The following is a 16,255-nucleotide window of genomic DNA, read 5'->3' as shown; positions in this document are numbered from 1 at the left end:
TCATAAAATCATTAGTGAATTGTAAAAAAAGAAAGAGTATTTATCTCTTCCTTTTCTTACGATATGAGAGGGTATTTACTTTGCGTGTTGCAATTGCTGTGCTACTTCATAAATCAAGTCTTCCTGACCCCCAACTGCCTTGCGCTTTCCTAGTTCTACTAAAATATCACGTTCATCTACCTGGAATTGTCTTGCAGCTTTTTCAGTGTGAAGTAGAAAACTCGAATATACTCCCGCATAGCCCATCATGAGGCTTGAACCCGATATTTCTTGTGGTCTCGGCAAGATTGGCGCTACAGTATTATTTGCCGTATCAATAATTTTGTATAAATCAATACCAGTTTGAATATGGAGACGATTTAAAACAGCAATCAATGCTTCTGTTTGAGTATTGCCACTACCTGCCCCAAGCGCACGTAGTGAACCATCAATATATGTAGCTCCTGCCTCAATAGCTGCTAGTGAATTCGCCATCGCTAAAGACATGTTATTATGTGCATGGAAGCCGATTTCACAGTGCACATGCTGCTTTAAGGCTTGGATGCGTTCCGTCACTTGATTCGGTAACAAATGCCCTGCCGAATCGGTCACGTAAATGAGGTCCGCACCGTATTGCTCGAACAATTTCGCCTGTTCTACAATGACATCGACTTGTGCCATATGCGCCATCATTAGAAAACCTGCTGTTTTTAAACCTAATTCCTTACTCATGGCAATATGTTGTTCAGCTATATTCGCTTCCGTTACATGCGTTGCAATACGGGCCATTTTTGCCCCGACTTTAACCGCCTCTTTTATATCTTCCTTAATACCGATTCCTGGGATTAAAAGTACGGCTACTTCTGCCTGCTGAACTTCATCGACAGCCGCTTCAATGAGTTTCAGTTCATCTACCAAGGAAAAACCGTATTGTAAACTGGAACCGCCAAGCCCATCTCCATGAGCTACCTCAAAATACTCCACTCCTGCCTGATCCAAACCTCTTGCAATATCTCTTACTTGCTGCTCGGTAAAAGCATGTTTCATTGAATGACTGCCATCCCGTAATGATACATCCAGCACATGAACATCCCTCATGAAACCGCTCCTCCCTGAGCCAACATACTCTTCGCCATTTCATTAGCCACACGCGCGGCCGCTGCGGTCATAATATCTAAATTCCCTGAGAAGGCTGGAAAGAAATCGCCTGCACCTTCAACCTCTAAGAATACAGAAATCTTATGATCTTCAAAAACAGGTTCTCCACGTAAACGATAGCCTGGCACGTATTCCTGTACTTCTTGTACCATAGCTCGAATAGAGCTAATGATTGCTTCTTCCTTTCCCTTTTCTGAAACAAGGGCATGCACCGTATCTCGCATAATGATTGGTGGCTCAGCAGGATTAAGAATGATAATGGCCTTACCCTTTTTAGCACCGCCTACGACTTCGATTGCACGAGAAGTCGTACGTGTAAATTCATCGATGTTGGCGCGTGTGCCAGGGCCTGCACTTTTGCTCGCAACCGTGGCAACTATTTCGGCATAATCTACAGCTACTACACGATTGATAGCATGTACGATGGGAATTGTAGCTTGTCCACCACATGTCACCATGTTTACATTATCTTTATCAAAGTGCTCCGTTAAATTAACGGGTGGCACTGTGAAAGGTCCGATTGCTGCTGGTGTTAAATCAATCATCTTTTTACCCACGGACTTGATTACCTCGTAATTTTCCGCATGTGCGTAGGCGCTTGTTGCGTCAAAAACGATATCAACAAGATCCAGCTGATTTTTCAACCCTTCTATCCCATTTTCAATCGTATGATAACCTCGATCTCTAGCTCGTTTTAAGCCTTCTGAATTCTTATCGATACCGATCATGACCGACATTTCTAATGCATCGCAACATTCAATTTTATACATTAAATCGGTTCCAATATTCCCGGAACCGATAATTCCCACTTTTAGTTTTTCCATATTGTCACCTCAGTCTGAAAAAGTTACCTTCATATGGCCGTATGGGCCATAATCTATTTCAAATACATCTCCCGATTCAAACGGTACAGCCGCAGTGATTGCACCGGAAAGAATAAATTGTCCTGCTTTTAATGTAATATCATAGGCTGCTAACATGTTCGCAAGCCATGCCACGGCCTTTGCTGGGTTCTCCATGACAGCATTGCTAATTCCTTCATCAAAAACCGAACCATTTTTCATCGCTATAATCTTAATGTTTGCTAATTCATCCATTGTTGGTTGGGAATGGACATCGCCTAGTATGGCACCGGCCGATGAACCATTATCAGCAACCGTATCCTCAAAACGGAATTTCCAATCTCTAATTCGGCTATCGATTATTTCAATTGCCGGTACCACCGCTTCGGTTGCCTTTAAAACATGTTCCGCCGTAATGTTCGGGCCTTGTAAATCCCCCCTTAATATGAAAGCGATTTCAAATTCTACCTTTGGACTGATAAAATTTGAAACGGATACTACACTATTATTCTCGAAAACCATATTGTTCAAAATATGTCCAAAATCCGGTGAATCAACACCAAACATGTCCTGCATGACCTTACTTGTCAAACCAATCTTCATGCCTACTAAATTAGCATTTTCTAATTTCTTTTGGATCTGCAGCAGTTGAATATGATATGCATCATCTACCGAGATTTTAGTTGTGGATGTAAAAGGTTCAATAGGTATCTTGTTTTTTTCAGCATCTAGTAATGCTTGGCTTGCTGATTGAATGTTCATACCTTCCCCCTAGACGACAGTTTGCAGTGAGTAATATTTTCCTGAATAGAATAATAATGGTTCTTTTTCTTCCAGGAGAATATCCTGAACTTTACCGATAAATAATGTATGATCCCCTTCGACATATGAAGAAACCACTTCGCAACTAATTTGAGCTAAAGCACCTGGTAGCACCGGAACCCCAGCCAATGTATCAAATTCAATATCTATTTCACCCTTCTTCTGTCCAGCAAATATCATCGAATATTCTTGCTGATCTTCGGCTAATATATTGACTCCAAATTGGCCACTTTCTCGAATTTTGTTAAGACAGCGAGCATTTTCACCAATTGAAATAACAACTAATTTGGGATTAAGGGAAACGGACATGAAAGCATTTGCTGTCATCCCGTGCACCTTGCCATCATGCTTTGTTGTGATCACGGTCACGCCTGTCGAAAATTTCCCCATTGTATCTCGAAATAAACGATCGTCCATACAGATTCCCCTCCTTTATGCTTTAATGGTTGGATTATTTTCTGTATTCGCATCCATTTGATCTCCCCAATATGTGAAACCGATATCCATTTCATCAACCGTCCAACGAATTGGTTCCCAGTCTGGTTCAAAAATTAAATAGCCGTTTGTAAAAATCTCCAATCTTACACCACTACCCGGATCAATCGCATATATATACATGGCTTGTGAGATACCATGCTTTCCAGGTCCTTTAAAGAAGATTCCATTTTCTTTTAAAATATCTGCCGCTCTCAATAAATCTTGTGCATTATCTAGCCAGTAAGCGATATGATGGACTTCATGTGTTGACGGTGAATTTGGATCGAAGCTAAAGGCGATGTCATGGACCAGTGGAGTGACACTCATCCAAGCGCCTACATACGTACCATCTGGTGCCTCTACATATTCACGGAGATTAAAACCTAGGTGTTCTTGCATGAAGTCTACCAATTCATTCGCAGGCAATGAACTTAATAGATTTACATGGTCAATTCTGCGCGGAGACACACCTTTGTTCCAAGATTTATGTGTTTGATTTTTTAGCACAGAACGTGTTTCTGGAGAAGCTAATGTTTTTTCCATATCGTAATAGATTTCAAAAGTATGATTGCTTGGTAGTTTGAAACGGAATGCCTTTCCTTGTCCTTTTTCGGTTCCTTCTTCTACCCATTTGATGGCTATGCCGCTATTTTCGAGTTGTTCAGCAAATAAATCGACATCTTCACGACGCTTTGTACGCCAGGCAATGTGATCTAAGTAAGCTTCCTCTCCAGCACGTATCGACAATGTATGGTGCTCGAAGTCACCCCATGCACGAAGATAATGGACGCCATTCACTACATCAGTTTCCTCTAATCCAACCACTTCTTTAAAGAACCAAAGTGATTTTTCTAAATCCGTACTCACTAACCCAAAATGACCCAATTTTGAAATTTCTGCTTTACTCATACCATTTCCCCCTTATCTAATTTATGCAAAGTATGTGTTTGCCTCTAAATCACACATAACCCGGCCATATGTCTCCAATAAACTTGACGGTGTAATGAAACCATGTAAATGCATGGTGATGAAATCACGATAAAATGTTTGGAATACATTGTTGTTATAAGCGAATATGGATCCTGATCCAGCTAACATCAAATCAAATGCTTCCTTACATAATTGATTAGCATAGCCAAACTGCGCTTTTATCCGGATACTTTCTTTCTGTGTAAAAACTTGCCCTTTTGTCGAATGGCCATCTAAATTCCCAATGGCATTTTCCAGTAACATTCGTGCACATTCCAGTTTCATATCAATTTCAGAAATTTGCAGATGCGTCACTGCCGCTTCATCCATTTTGTTGTAGAAGGTATTACCGATTCCCGCTTTTGCCACGCGCTCCATATGCAAATCAAAGCCACCAAGCGCGATTCCCAAAGCCGGAGCCACGATGGACAACGTTAACGATGGTACAAACGGTGTGCGATAAAGCGGATTATCCTTAAGTTCATCGATAACATAATGTCCTTGCTGCGCAAGACGATCCAATGACGTACGATGTTCCGGAATGAACACATCCTTCACAATAACACTGTTACTACCAGATCCCCGAAGACCCACAACGTCCCAGTCATCTAAAACCGTGACATCTTCTTTTGGAATAACCAGGATTGCCATCTCAACGCCGCCATTGCCATCATCAATTGGTGCACCAAAGTAAAACCAATCCGCGTATGGTGAACCGGAGACAAATGGCCATTTAGCATCTTTAATCATGTAGCCGCCATCTACTTTTTCAATATCAATGTGAATGGGTTTGAAATTCCCAGCTAAGACAACATCCCTATCTTGATTAGGTCCAAAAATATCCATCAGTGCTTTTCGACCAAACGCATACGAAATCATGTAATCCCGAATATTACTAAGCGAAACAAACCATCCAGCTGAAGCATTGCCACGACTAATTTCTGTTACAACATCAAAGTACGTGCGCATGTCCGTTTCATACCCCTTGAACATTTTCGGACGCAGAATTTTCAAAAGTCCTTTATCACGTATAGAATCAACGATTTTCGTAGATAATGTACTCGTTTGATCTATTTCTAGAGTAGCATCGCGTAATTCCTTTCGTAGTGATCGTGCGTTTTCAATAAGCATCTCACTGACGTTTTCTATATTCACTATGGCTTCACTCATCGTAATTCCTCCTTCCAATCATTTAGATTTTCATTTGAACTTTATCTTTGGTAAAGAAATGCTTCGTCTCATGCAAAAATTCTTCTCGTTGTTCAATCATTACCCAGTGTCCACATTTTTTGAAGACGCGCAATTCCACATTTGGCAAATGGTCAAGTGCATATAGACTACTTTGTAATGGTACGAAACGATCGTAGTAACCATGAATCAATAAAAACTCATTCTCCATCCGTTCAAGTGCAGTTTGTGGAATAAGCATTTCTGTCAACGAAGACTTGGTGAAGTTCTCTCGATATGAACGAAGAATTTCAGGACGCTGGAACATTGCAAAACGCTCATCTACTACCTGATCCACAAAATCCTTCATGCGATTCAAATCATGGACAAACCAGCTTAATAAGTTCCTTAAATTTTCTTTTGTCGGGTCCAGATGGAAACCGGAAAGTTTCATCAGTTCTGGAGTAGGCTCTTTTAAAAGGACCCCCGCTCCCATTAATACGATTTTCCCAAAGCGTTCCGGTGCCTGCATGTTCAAATACATAGATACTACGCCGCCAAGAGAATTCCCTATTAAATTGGCTTTTTTAACTTGCAATGCATCCATCAAATCTAAAATTTGCTGAACTCGCATCGACATCCATTGCACACCATTTTCCGGATAAATTTCAGGATGATCCGTATCGCCGAAGCCGATTAAGTCTGGTGCAATAACATGGAAATCTTGTGCATATTCTTCTAAGACAAATTGCCAGTTGGCTTTTGCATTAGCTCCTGGGCCTGACCCATGAATGAAAATAACCGTTTCTTCATGTTCCTTACCACCCTCATGAAAATACGTTTCAAATTCACCCGTTTTAACTTTATTTTGTTTGATCGTCATATCTATACCTCCTAAGTAGTTTTAATTTTCAATCTTTTTAACTTTTGAATGTATTGCCCAGCGTGTTCACCAGCCCTTTTTCCAAATACAGCCCCGGAAGTTAAGCCGGCACCACCAGGATAGTTATCATAATACAACCCACCTACGATTTCACCAGCTGCGTATAACCCTGCAATGGGAGTGAAGTCGTTGTGTACCACTTGTGCCTGTTTATTGATTTTCAACCCTCCGTAGGTGAACGTGATTCCGCAAGCCACTTCATAGGCCTCAAAGGGTCCTTCATCTAGCGTATTGGCCCAATTCGATTTTGGTACAGCCAATCCTACGGCACTCTTGCCATCTAGTACATTGGGATTGAAAGCTACACTTTCAGAAACGGATTCGTTGAAAGTTTCCACTTCTTTTAAAAATCCATTTTTATTGATGCCATCCAGTTTGTCAGCTAATTCTTCTAATGTATTGGCCGTCACTTTGGTAATATGGCGACCATTGTATTCCTCTCGGATAAAAGGTTTAACCTTTGCATCAAAGATTTGCCATGCAACTTGTCCCGGTTGCTTTAAAATTTCTCTACCGACTTTCGCATAAATATAGTTACGGAAATTTTCCCCTTCATCAAAGAAACGCCGGCCTTGTTGATTAACCATAATGCCAAAAGGGAAACTTAACTTTTGAAAACCTTCCTTATAATCTTGAAGATATCGATCTCCACATACTGCATGTGCCCCTGACCAATTGCCAGTCGTACGCGCCCCAAGTGACATTGCCATCCGTAGACCATCACCAACATTATATTTACAACCTCTTGTATGAACCGTATCCCATCCGGGTCCTAAATACTGTGTCCTCATCGCCACATTGGCATGGAATCCACCAGATGCTAAGATGACAGCTTTACAGGAAATTATCCGTTCTTGGTCACCGTTGCGCACTATAACTCCTTCAATTGTGCGGTTTGCGGTTACGAGGTTGATTGCTGCTGTATCATAGTGAATTTTCACACCCAGTCGTAATGCTTCTCGGTGGAGAGCATCGACCAATCCTTTACCTCCACCAACGGCCTCAATGACCATTCCTCCCCAAAAATTAAACTTATTTTCCATTTTATAAGCCTGCCGACCGTAGATTGGAATCCAGTTAACATGATGTTCAGTGAGCCAACGAACGGTATCATAACTCATTTTTGTCATGATCGAAGCCAAATCATAATCCGTTCGATAGTTCGACATCACGGCAAGGTCATCAAAAAATTGCTCTTTCGTATAAGTACCAAAGTCAATTGTATTAAACTCCTCATCCGTCATGTCCGGTAATAGAGTGCGGACTTGTTCACTATTTTCATAGGCGAATCGAATGGAGCCATGTGTATAGGCTGTGTTACCACCTTTTTCTTCCGCGGATGATATTTCTAAAATCGTGACAGTCACGCCTTCTTCAGCTGCTGCAATGGCAGCACATAATGCAGCATTTCCCGCTCCAATGACCACGATATCCGTTATTTCCGACATTCTTTTCACTCCTATAATCTACCTATTTTATAAGCCTTTTAATAAGAGGTTATAAATGCCTATTAAAGAATTCTTGTATAAGATGATTGAATTGTTCTTTCTTTTCGATTTGCGTCCAGTGTCCACATTGACTGAAAACATGTAATTGCGCATCATCAAGATAGTCCATTAAATAATAGCTAGATTCAATCGAACACACTTTGTCATCTCTACCATGAACAAGAAGAATGGGATTTTTAATGCGACCTAGCGCCACTGTAGGAATCGGTACAGCTGCCGTTGAAAAAATGGAATTGTTAGAACGACGTACCTCTTCACGCATCGCATTTTCAAACCGATCATCTGTCAAGCCATCTATAACTGGCTGCATCTTTTCTTTATCGTATACAAACCACCCCATGATTTGCTGTAATCTTTTTTTGGAAGGGCTATCGTAAAATGACTTAGCACGGGCTAATTCTAGGCTTAATTTGGTATTAGGTGTACCACCGGGTCCCATTAAAACAATGCGGTCAAATCGCTCAGGGTATTCTAACAATAGCTCTAGCGCAATAGAACAACCAAGTGAATTCCCGACTAGATGAACTTTTTCTAATTCATAGTAATCGAGAATTTCCATCACTTGTTCGATCCAGCAGTCCATCCAAGCTTGACGATTCTTCAATGGCTCTGCTGGATGGTCGCTTTTGGCAAACCCATATAAATCTGGTGCCAAGCAGTGGAATGTATCGGCACAATCGGCTAAAGCATAGCTCCAATTCGCAATGGATGTTACGCCTGGACCAGAACCGTGTAAAAAAAGGATCGTTTCATCATTTTTTTTGCCCGTTTCATTCATCCAAGTCGTATATTCCCCTGTATTAATGTGCTTCGAAGTAATTAATTTCTCTTCCCTTGTCATTTTCACACTTCATTCCTCCTTTAAGCTTCTATCGTTGGTACTATAAGTGCATTTCCCGTAATACTGTCACCCCAATACGTGTTACCAAATGCCCTTTCCTCAGGTCGCCAAACAACCGTTTCCCAGTCTGGTTCGAAGATCAGGTAGCCTCCCGTGAATAGCTCCACCCGACATCCACTTCCAGGGTCAATGACATATAAATAAATAGCTTGTGAAACACTGTGTTTTCCAGGACCAATGAATTGAAGTCCATTTTCTTTCAATATATCTGCCGCTCTCATCAAATCTCCTGAACTATCTAACCAATAAGAGATATGATGGAAGCGGGCTTTCGTTTCCAATGAATCATGTGCTACAAGTGCAACGTCATGTACTAGAGGTGTCACGCTCATCCATCCAGCTAACAGCTTACCTTCTACTGTTTCAATGCACTCATTGATACGGAAGCCCAATTCTTCTACAAAGAAATCGAAAGCGCTATTTCCTGAGGCACATGTATGGATATTCACGTGATCAAGTCGACGAGGAGAAGCTCCCTTTGCCCAAGACTTATATGTTTGATTTTTCAAGACAGATCGCCGATGATCGTCCACTTCTCCTTTTTCAACATCGTAATATAGCTCTAGCCTGTGACCTGATGGGGCAACAAATTGAAAGGCCTCTCCAATTCCTGGTGTCGTTCCCGCTGCTACATGCTCTATGCTATAACCTTTTGTTTCTAGTTGTTCTTTGAATAAGTACAAATCTTCTGAACTTTTTGTGCGTAAGGCGATGTATGTCACTTTTCCCATCTCACCTGGTGAAATAGATAGAGTATGATGTTCAAAATCTCCCCAAGCTCTAAAATAATACGTATCTTGTACTTTTTCTGTTAACTCTAGTCCAATAACATCTTGGAAAAAGGTAACCGACTTTTCGATGTCTGAAGACTCTAAAGCTACATAACCTAACTTTGCAATTTGTGGTTTCACACCTAAACCCTCCTTACGGTTTTCATGTTAGAAAAATGAAAACCATTCACTACCCTATATCGTCTCCTCTATTTTTCAAAAGATAAATTTAATAGCGGACTTGATTTGGTTCTAATCCTGATAAGTGACGACCAAAATTCTCAAGAGTGATTACTGGCGACAATGAACGATGTGAATGCAAAGTAATGAAATCGCGAATTAAACGTTGCATCGGATTGCCATCATATACAAACCCTGATCCACCGATGGATAAAAGTTCTTGCATCGCTTCGTTCAATAGACGATTACTATAACCGATATCGGCAAGTATCTTTAGACGTTCTGATTTTGGCATGATTGTTAGCTTATTCGCCCATTCATCAATGCTCTTTGCTATATTCATTAAATAGATTTCGGCAGTTTCTACCTTTAATGTTGCTTCGGCAAGGATGCTATGAGTACTTGCTGCATCCTTAATCATTTTGACGCCCATATGTTGCGCGGTTCGATAAGGTAAACTTTGATGGAACAAACGTAGCATTTCTTGCATCACACCTAATCCCGGTAATGCTAAAGATAATATGAGACAAGGGAATAATGCCGAACTATATAGTGGATTATCTCGCAGATGCTCCGATTGGAAATGTCCATCCAATACATTGACAAAAGACGTACACCGATGTTCCGGTATGAATACATTCTTCATGTGAACCGCGTTACTGCCCGTACCACGTAATCCAAGAGTGAACCAATCATCTTCCACTTCTAACTCTTCGAATGGCAATGTCATCAAAAGTTGCTCTTGAATATTTCCGAGATCATCTTTTAAATACATGCCGAAGTAACCCCAAGTAGCATGCAGTGAGCCCGAACAGAACATCCAATGCCCTTCTTCCACTATGTAACCGCCTTCAACTTTCTTAACAGTACATGAACGGGGCTCATACACTCCTGCAAACAACACGTCATCCGGATCCCCACTGAAAATTTCCAGATGTGTTTTTTCGCTGAAGGATTCAGCAACCATCATTTCACGAATCGCACATAAAGAAGCAACCCAACCTGTAGAAGCGCATGCTTTTGATATTTCTAAAATAACTTGGCTATAAGTTTGGATATTAACTTCTAACCCACCATACCTGGCTGGACGCAGCATCTTGAAAATGCCATGATCTTTTAATTGTTGGATTGTAGAGTTTGGAATGCGACGGAGAGTTTCAGTTTCCTTTACTCGATCGCGAATATCGTTAGCTATTTGCTTAGCATTATGAATCGTTTCTAATTCTTTTTCATTCAAGGTGATTGTCATATATCCAACTCCTTTGCTTAATTAATATTTAATATATCAAACTGCAAGCTATTAAACTTTAGTGAAATGTCTTGAATTTTCATGATGAATTCTAATAAAAACTGCTTAATTTTATTTAAAACGTTTTTTCAAAACAGGTTATAAGCTGCTTTTCTTCGCAAAAAAAAAGACTCGTTCCCCCATTTTCATTTATAAATTCACCTAGGTAATCAACCCCTTTAAAAGAATTGAAAAACCAAAAAATATCAACCTCGAATCATATGGGTTATAATTCCTATAAAGTTTACATTTTCCATTTATTTCTGCTAGAATGTTTTCTGTAAGCGCTTTAATTTGTGACGGAACCGTTAATTCAAGGGGAGGATTCTATGATGGTGAATTCAGGATATGTCGATAAAGAATTATTTTCAACATCAGGTACATTTGGTCTACTACGCAAAGAGTTGATTGAATATCTCGGCTTGGAATATGCTAAAGTCTTTTTAAGACGTTATGGCTGGAATATCGGTGTCGTTCATGCAAAAGAAGTCGAACAGAGACCACTTAGTTTACGTGAAAAATTAGATTGTGCCTCTGGTTATCATTTGAATTCTGGCCAGATTACTGATGTTATATCTGATAGAATTTTAGAACTTAATCCTGACGATACGGTTAAATATATGTATGCAAAGGGAATCTGGATCAATTCTTATGAAATATATGAACATACGAATCATTTTGGCAAAAGTGATTCATGTATTTGTCATACCCTAGCAGGGTATGCAAGTGGTTATACTTCCTATTTAACCAAGAGAGAAATTTATATTGTTGAAATTACTTGTAGAGCTAAAGGTGATGATGACTGCGCTTTTGAAATGAGAATGATAGAACATTGGGATGAAAAAACGAAGGAAGAATTACAAAAAACACATCAAGCACCAATGATTGATGTGTTGAATCAAACCTATGAACAACTTTTTCTCGAAAAAAAACAAACCGAAAAAGTTTCCTCTTTCCATAACGATTTAACAATTGGTATTTCTCAAGGAATGACAATTGAACAAATATTAGAAACAATATATGAAAATTTAAATGTTCCTGTCATTATTCAGGATTTAAATTTTAATACACTGCATTCGATTGGAATGACAGAACCAGAATTAGAAGCTGTAGCTACTGATTTTGCTAATCAAATGCCGCAGACTAAATCAGGGAAGATCTTAATGAAACACATTGAACCTTTACATTCAATTCAAATTGATTGCACAGAACACATTCGCTTAATCAGTCCAATAACGGTTCAAAAACAAATCATTGGCTATATTTCTTTTCTTTACTCATGTGAAGAAGGACCGCGAAAGGATGAAATGAACTTTTTACAACGATCAGCTACTGGGATAGCCTTATGTTATTTAAATGAAAAATCAAGCTTAGAAGCTATAGAAAATATGAAGGCTTATTTTTTTGAGCAACTATTACAGAAGCAATATATATCGAAAAGTAACATGATATCTCGCAGTTATTTGTTGCAAATCGATTTAAACGAAGACTTCTATATTGGAAATTTACGCATTACAAAAAAAGGAATCATCATTAAGGATTCCACCTTGATGAATAAAATTATTCAATCCTTTACAACCTATTTGGAAATGCACCAAGTTCAAATTTTCATTACGGAGTTTCAACAAGAAATCACTTTTTTGTTTCCAAAGAAAGAAAAGACACATGAACTTCTAACAAATATTTTAAAACATTTACATCGAACATTTAAAAGTTATGAATTTCGTGTTGGTTTAAGTCGTTCCCTTCATACCATCGAAGATATACCTGAAGCCAATCAACAGGCAATGACATCATTAAATATCGATAAGAAATCCAACCTTATTTACTATGAAAATACGAGTATTATGGGATCCATCATTAATCCCGTCAATATGAATACAATTATCCAACTTGCGGAAAAAGAACTCTCACTCATTCTTGCATTAAAGACACATAAAAAGGATGAATTTTTAAAGACGCTCTATGCATTTTTAAACAACAACGGCAACTTACAACAGACCATGCTTGATTTAAACTTATCAATGAGTGGGCTGGTCTATCGAATACAAAAAATTGAAGAAATACTCAATAAAGATTTAAGAAGTTCTACTCATTCATTTGAACTTATGCTACTTTTGAAATCCCTAATTATCTTAGGAAAAATTGAAATGGATTGACCTAAAACAAATATATTTTATTGAATTCACCATCAAATCAAATTATTTCCGACATTAAAAGTTATAGTTTTATATAAAAAAGGCTCTCATATTTTTTGATTATTCTGAATAAATAAGTGATTTTTTCGTAAAATGGCTCTACTTTTGATTAAAAACCATCGATATTGTATGTGAGATTCTATGCTATCATCTTGAGTAACTATTAAGAGGGGAGTCACACTCAGTATCTAAGCCATTGCACGGCATTTATTTAAAATTGAATGAAAAATTTGGGGGTCTTTATTTATGGCAAAGACAAAAAACGTTACTTTTTTAAAGTTTTTAATCGTTCTAATCGCATTCCAGGATGTTGCCGCAGGTGTAGCAGGTTCCATTATGGCCGATCTTATCGTGGCCTTTCCTGAATTCCCCCCTTCCGTCGTGATGCTCATTGCTACAATCCCTGGTTTTTTTCAGATTTTCCCATCCTTGTTCTATGGGAAATTAGCGAATGCGTTTTCAAAAAGGACCCTTCTTTTTACCGGACTCCTCCTGTTCATTATTGGGGGAATTATGCCATTCTTCATAGATAATCTATTTATAATAATTGCATTCCGCGGTTTATTGGGTCTTGGTGTCGGCATTACACTACCATTATCCATTGATATCATATCAAGCTTCTTTAATGGTCGTGAAAGAGATACTTTAATTGGTCTCGGCACATCAACTGTTGCTTGTATTGGTGCAGTATTCTTTCAAGTGGCTGGTGGTATGCTTGCTGATGCCTACAGCTGGCAATTCGGATTCTTAGTCTATCTTTTTCCTATTTGGATTTTGGCGATTACATTCTTATATTTACCAGAGCCCAACAGGCTACAAGTGGAGAATGCCTCTCTTAAAGAAATTCTATTTTCAGCTTCTAAAACCGTTTATGGCTTTACACTAGGACAAGTTTTTTATACAGCCTTGGTATTCGGCTATGTGACGAACATTTCGATCATTATTCAAGCCGAAAAACTAGGTAGCGCAACAGAAGCGGGCCTAGCTATTTCATTATTCACTCTAGGTACATTATTAGTTGGCTTCTTCTTCGGACGACTTCGCCAACTTTGGCCAAACTTCAATATTCCTTTCGGCATTATATTGACTGCAGCTGGAATCCTGTGGTGTTTCTATGCTAAAGACTTAACATTCATATTCATGGCCAGTTTAGTTGGGGGGATGGGCTTAGGAATCGTGATTCCTGGTGTATTATCACGTATTTCGGATCTTTCAAATATAGCCAAGGGCATATCTTTCGTTGGATTTGCAGCTGCCGCACAAGGACTTGGCGCTATCATTAGCCCTTTCATGTATCAACTAACTTTACATTCATTTGGACAAGTAGGTGGTCGTTTTACACTATTTCTTGCTGCCATCGGTTTATTGGCACTAGCCATTATTTGGTTGGTGATAACATCACTCTCTAAAAAAGGATCCGTCCAAACAGAATACGAGCCTTCTAATTCAACAGACGTCATCTAATAAAAATAATTCAGTAGGTTAATAATTTACCGGGTTATTTCTTGCAGATTTATTTATCAAATTTTCACACTGACAATACTTGATCAATTATTGGTATACAGAAGCCTCTAAATATGAAGACCTGATTGAGCTGATTTTTCCGTGAATGTTAAATATTACTTTGTATTTGAAAAACATGTCAAGACCAAATTTCATTTTTAAATTTAATTTCACTCTAGATTTCAATAAATCTTATTCTAGTCCCATGTAAAGCTTAACCATTACAATAAGTGTAATAACTTTAAGGAGGATATTAATATGGGCATTAAATTATTACGTTTTAAATATGAATCTCAAGTACATTGGGGTGTTTTAGAAGAAGCGATTCGAATCATTGAACATGAGGCCGAATCATTAAACAAATTATTAACTAACGGGTATGAAGCCATTCAACATGCAAAAACAAATGGAAAAATCGTTACTAATGAAGATATCACTTTACTTTCACCAGTCACTGAAGATGCTAATATCTTTTGTCAAGGAACCAACTACAGCGTACACCGCGAAGAAGCAGGTTTTACAAAACAAAAGCCTCCGTACAATTTATTGTTCACAAAAGCGTCTAGCACATTAACATCCGCAACGGCTGATATACTCTGTCCTGCACATGTGAAATTATTGGACTATGAGATTGAGCTTGGTCTGATCATGAATAAAGACATCACAGAACAAACCACGATTACAGGGGATAATCTGAAAGACTACATTGCTGGCCTTGTTATCGCTAATGATATTTCTGCACGAGACGTGCAAATTGTAGAACAACAATGGTTCAAAGGAAAAAGCTATCGAGGTTTTTGTCCAGTAGGGCCGTACATTTATTTATTAGAAGAAGATGAGATTCAATACCTAGATCAACTTGTTCTTCACTTAGAAGTAAACGGGGAAACCCGCCAACATGTAATAACGGATCAATTACTTTTCAAACCAACTGAAACATTAAGTGAAATGTCCGAAATCTTCAATTTGAAAACAGGAGACCTCGTGCTTACAGGAACGCCCGGTGGCGTATGCTTACGTCTAAATGCTGATATCATCCAATATATTTCTGATAATACAATTCCTCATGAAGAGAAAATCTCTTATTTTATCGATACGCAAAAAGACAATGGATTCTTGCAAGATGGCGATGTTTTACGTCTTTCCATCAAAAGCACAGACAATGTCATTGACTTAGGCATGCAAGAAAATAAAATTTCACATGCCATACCTGTAAAATAAAGGGCTGATTCTACGATTCAAGTTTTCTGGCTAGATTAATATTTCCATGTGTGAATTTACCTGCCAACCTATTCCTACCATGAAGATTGTTGGCTAGGATAAAGGTAACGACAGTTTGCTATCAGTTGAAAAATGGACAATGGATAGATCAAATAAGTTACCACTTAAAAACTTAATTTTCAACCATCTTAATAAAGCGTTATAAGAGCAAATTACTTTATATTCACGGAACTAAAATAACTCCCTTTTCAATTAGTTGCCTTTAAATAAATTAGTTGTCCCACCGTGTTAGAAAATAATCTAACTCAGTGGGACATGATTTTTTTATA

Annotated in this window: 14 protein-coding genes; 3 read left to right on the top strand and 11 right to left on the bottom strand. The window is 38.7% G+C overall.

What is annotated here, in order from left to right; all coding sequences use genetic code 11:
* Positions 1-75: 75 nt before the first annotated feature.
* From dmpG to ACQKL6_RS17035, 11 genes are all read right to left on the bottom strand, one after another.
* The gene (gene dmpG / locus ACQKL6_RS17085) at positions 76-1,077 is read right to left on the bottom strand and encodes a 4-hydroxy-2-oxovalerate aldolase (protein WP_427651563.1); all 1,002 of its coding nucleotides are present in this window, start codon (positions 1,075-1,077) and stop codon (positions 76-78) included.
* Positions 1,074-1,961, bottom strand: coding sequence for an acetaldehyde dehydrogenase (acetylating) (locus tag ACQKL6_RS17080; RefSeq protein ID WP_427651562.1), 888 nt, complete (start codon positions 1,959-1,961; stop codon positions 1,074-1,076). The genes dmpG and ACQKL6_RS17080 overlap by 4 nt, the downstream gene beginning before the upstream one ends.
* A gap of 9 nt (positions 1,962-1,970) precedes the next feature.
* Entirely contained in the window at positions 1,971-2,741 is a 771-nt protein-coding gene (locus ACQKL6_RS17075; RefSeq protein ID WP_427651561.1) for a 2-keto-4-pentenoate hydratase, read from the bottom strand.
* Between the two features lie 9 nt (positions 2,742-2,750).
* The gene (locus ACQKL6_RS17070; RefSeq protein WP_402872394.1) at positions 2,751-3,218 is read right to left on the bottom strand and encodes a flavin reductase family protein; all 468 of its coding nucleotides are present in this window, start codon (positions 3,216-3,218) and stop codon (positions 2,751-2,753) included.
* A 15-nt stretch (positions 3,219-3,233) separates the two neighbouring features.
* Positions 3,234-4,187 carry a VOC family protein gene (locus ACQKL6_RS17065; RefSeq protein WP_427651560.1) on the bottom strand — a complete coding sequence of 318 codons (954 nt, stop codon included), beginning with the start codon at positions 4,185-4,187 and terminating at the stop codon, positions 3,234-3,236.
* 21 nt (positions 4,188-4,208) lie between these two features.
* Positions 4,209-5,417, bottom strand: coding sequence for an acyl-CoA dehydrogenase family protein (locus ACQKL6_RS17060; RefSeq protein WP_402872387.1), 1,209 nt, complete (start codon positions 5,415-5,417; stop codon positions 4,209-4,211).
* A 22-nt stretch (positions 5,418-5,439) separates the two neighbouring features.
* Entirely contained in the window at positions 5,440-6,297 is an 858-nt protein-coding gene (locus ACQKL6_RS17055; protein ID WP_427651559.1) for an alpha/beta fold hydrolase, read from the bottom strand.
* 11 nt (positions 6,298-6,308) lie between these two features.
* Entirely contained in the window at positions 6,309-7,805 is a 1,497-nt protein-coding gene (gene tcuA, locus ACQKL6_RS17050; RefSeq protein WP_427651558.1) for an FAD-dependent tricarballylate dehydrogenase TcuA, read from the bottom strand.
* A 49-nt stretch (positions 7,806-7,854) separates the two neighbouring features.
* Positions 7,855-8,706 carry an alpha/beta fold hydrolase gene (locus ACQKL6_RS17045; RefSeq protein WP_402873160.1) on the bottom strand — a complete coding sequence of 284 codons (852 nt, stop codon included), beginning with the start codon at positions 8,704-8,706 and terminating at the stop codon, positions 7,855-7,857.
* Positions 8,707-8,726: 20 nt separating this feature from the next.
* Positions 8,727-9,677, bottom strand: a complete 951-nt coding sequence (locus ACQKL6_RS17040) for a VOC family protein (protein ID WP_427651557.1) — start codon at positions 9,675-9,677, stop codon at positions 8,727-8,729.
* 88 nt (positions 9,678-9,765) lie between these two features.
* The gene (locus ACQKL6_RS17035; protein ID WP_402989772.1) at positions 9,766-10,965 is read right to left on the bottom strand and encodes an acyl-CoA dehydrogenase family protein; all 1,200 of its coding nucleotides are present in this window, start codon (positions 10,963-10,965) and stop codon (positions 9,766-9,768) included.
* A 371-nt stretch (positions 10,966-11,336) separates the two neighbouring features.
* On the opposite strand from ACQKL6_RS17035, the gene ACQKL6_RS17030 reads away from it, so the two are divergent.
* From ACQKL6_RS17030 to ACQKL6_RS17020, 3 genes are all read left to right on the top strand, one after another.
* Complete coding sequence (locus ACQKL6_RS17030; RefSeq protein WP_427651556.1) at positions 11,337-13,163, top strand: helix-turn-helix domain-containing protein; 1,827 nt, start codon at positions 11,337-11,339, stop codon at positions 13,161-13,163.
* Positions 13,164-13,448: 285 nt separating this feature from the next.
* Positions 13,449-14,666, top strand: coding sequence for an MFS transporter (locus tag ACQKL6_RS17025; protein WP_427651555.1), 1,218 nt, complete (start codon positions 13,449-13,451; stop codon positions 14,664-14,666).
* 297 nt (positions 14,667-14,963) lie between these two features.
* The gene (locus tag ACQKL6_RS17020; RefSeq protein WP_427651554.1) at positions 14,964-15,926 is read left to right on the top strand and encodes a fumarylacetoacetate hydrolase family protein; all 963 of its coding nucleotides are present in this window, start codon (positions 14,964-14,966) and stop codon (positions 15,924-15,926) included.
* Positions 15,927-16,255: the final 329 nt, after the last annotated feature.

This window comes from Peribacillus sp. NPDC097197 (genome assembly GCF_050278025.1).
GTDB lineage: Bacteria > Bacillota > Bacilli > Bacillales > DSM-1321 > Peribacillus.
This window is presented reverse-complemented; position numbering and strand designations above follow the sequence as displayed.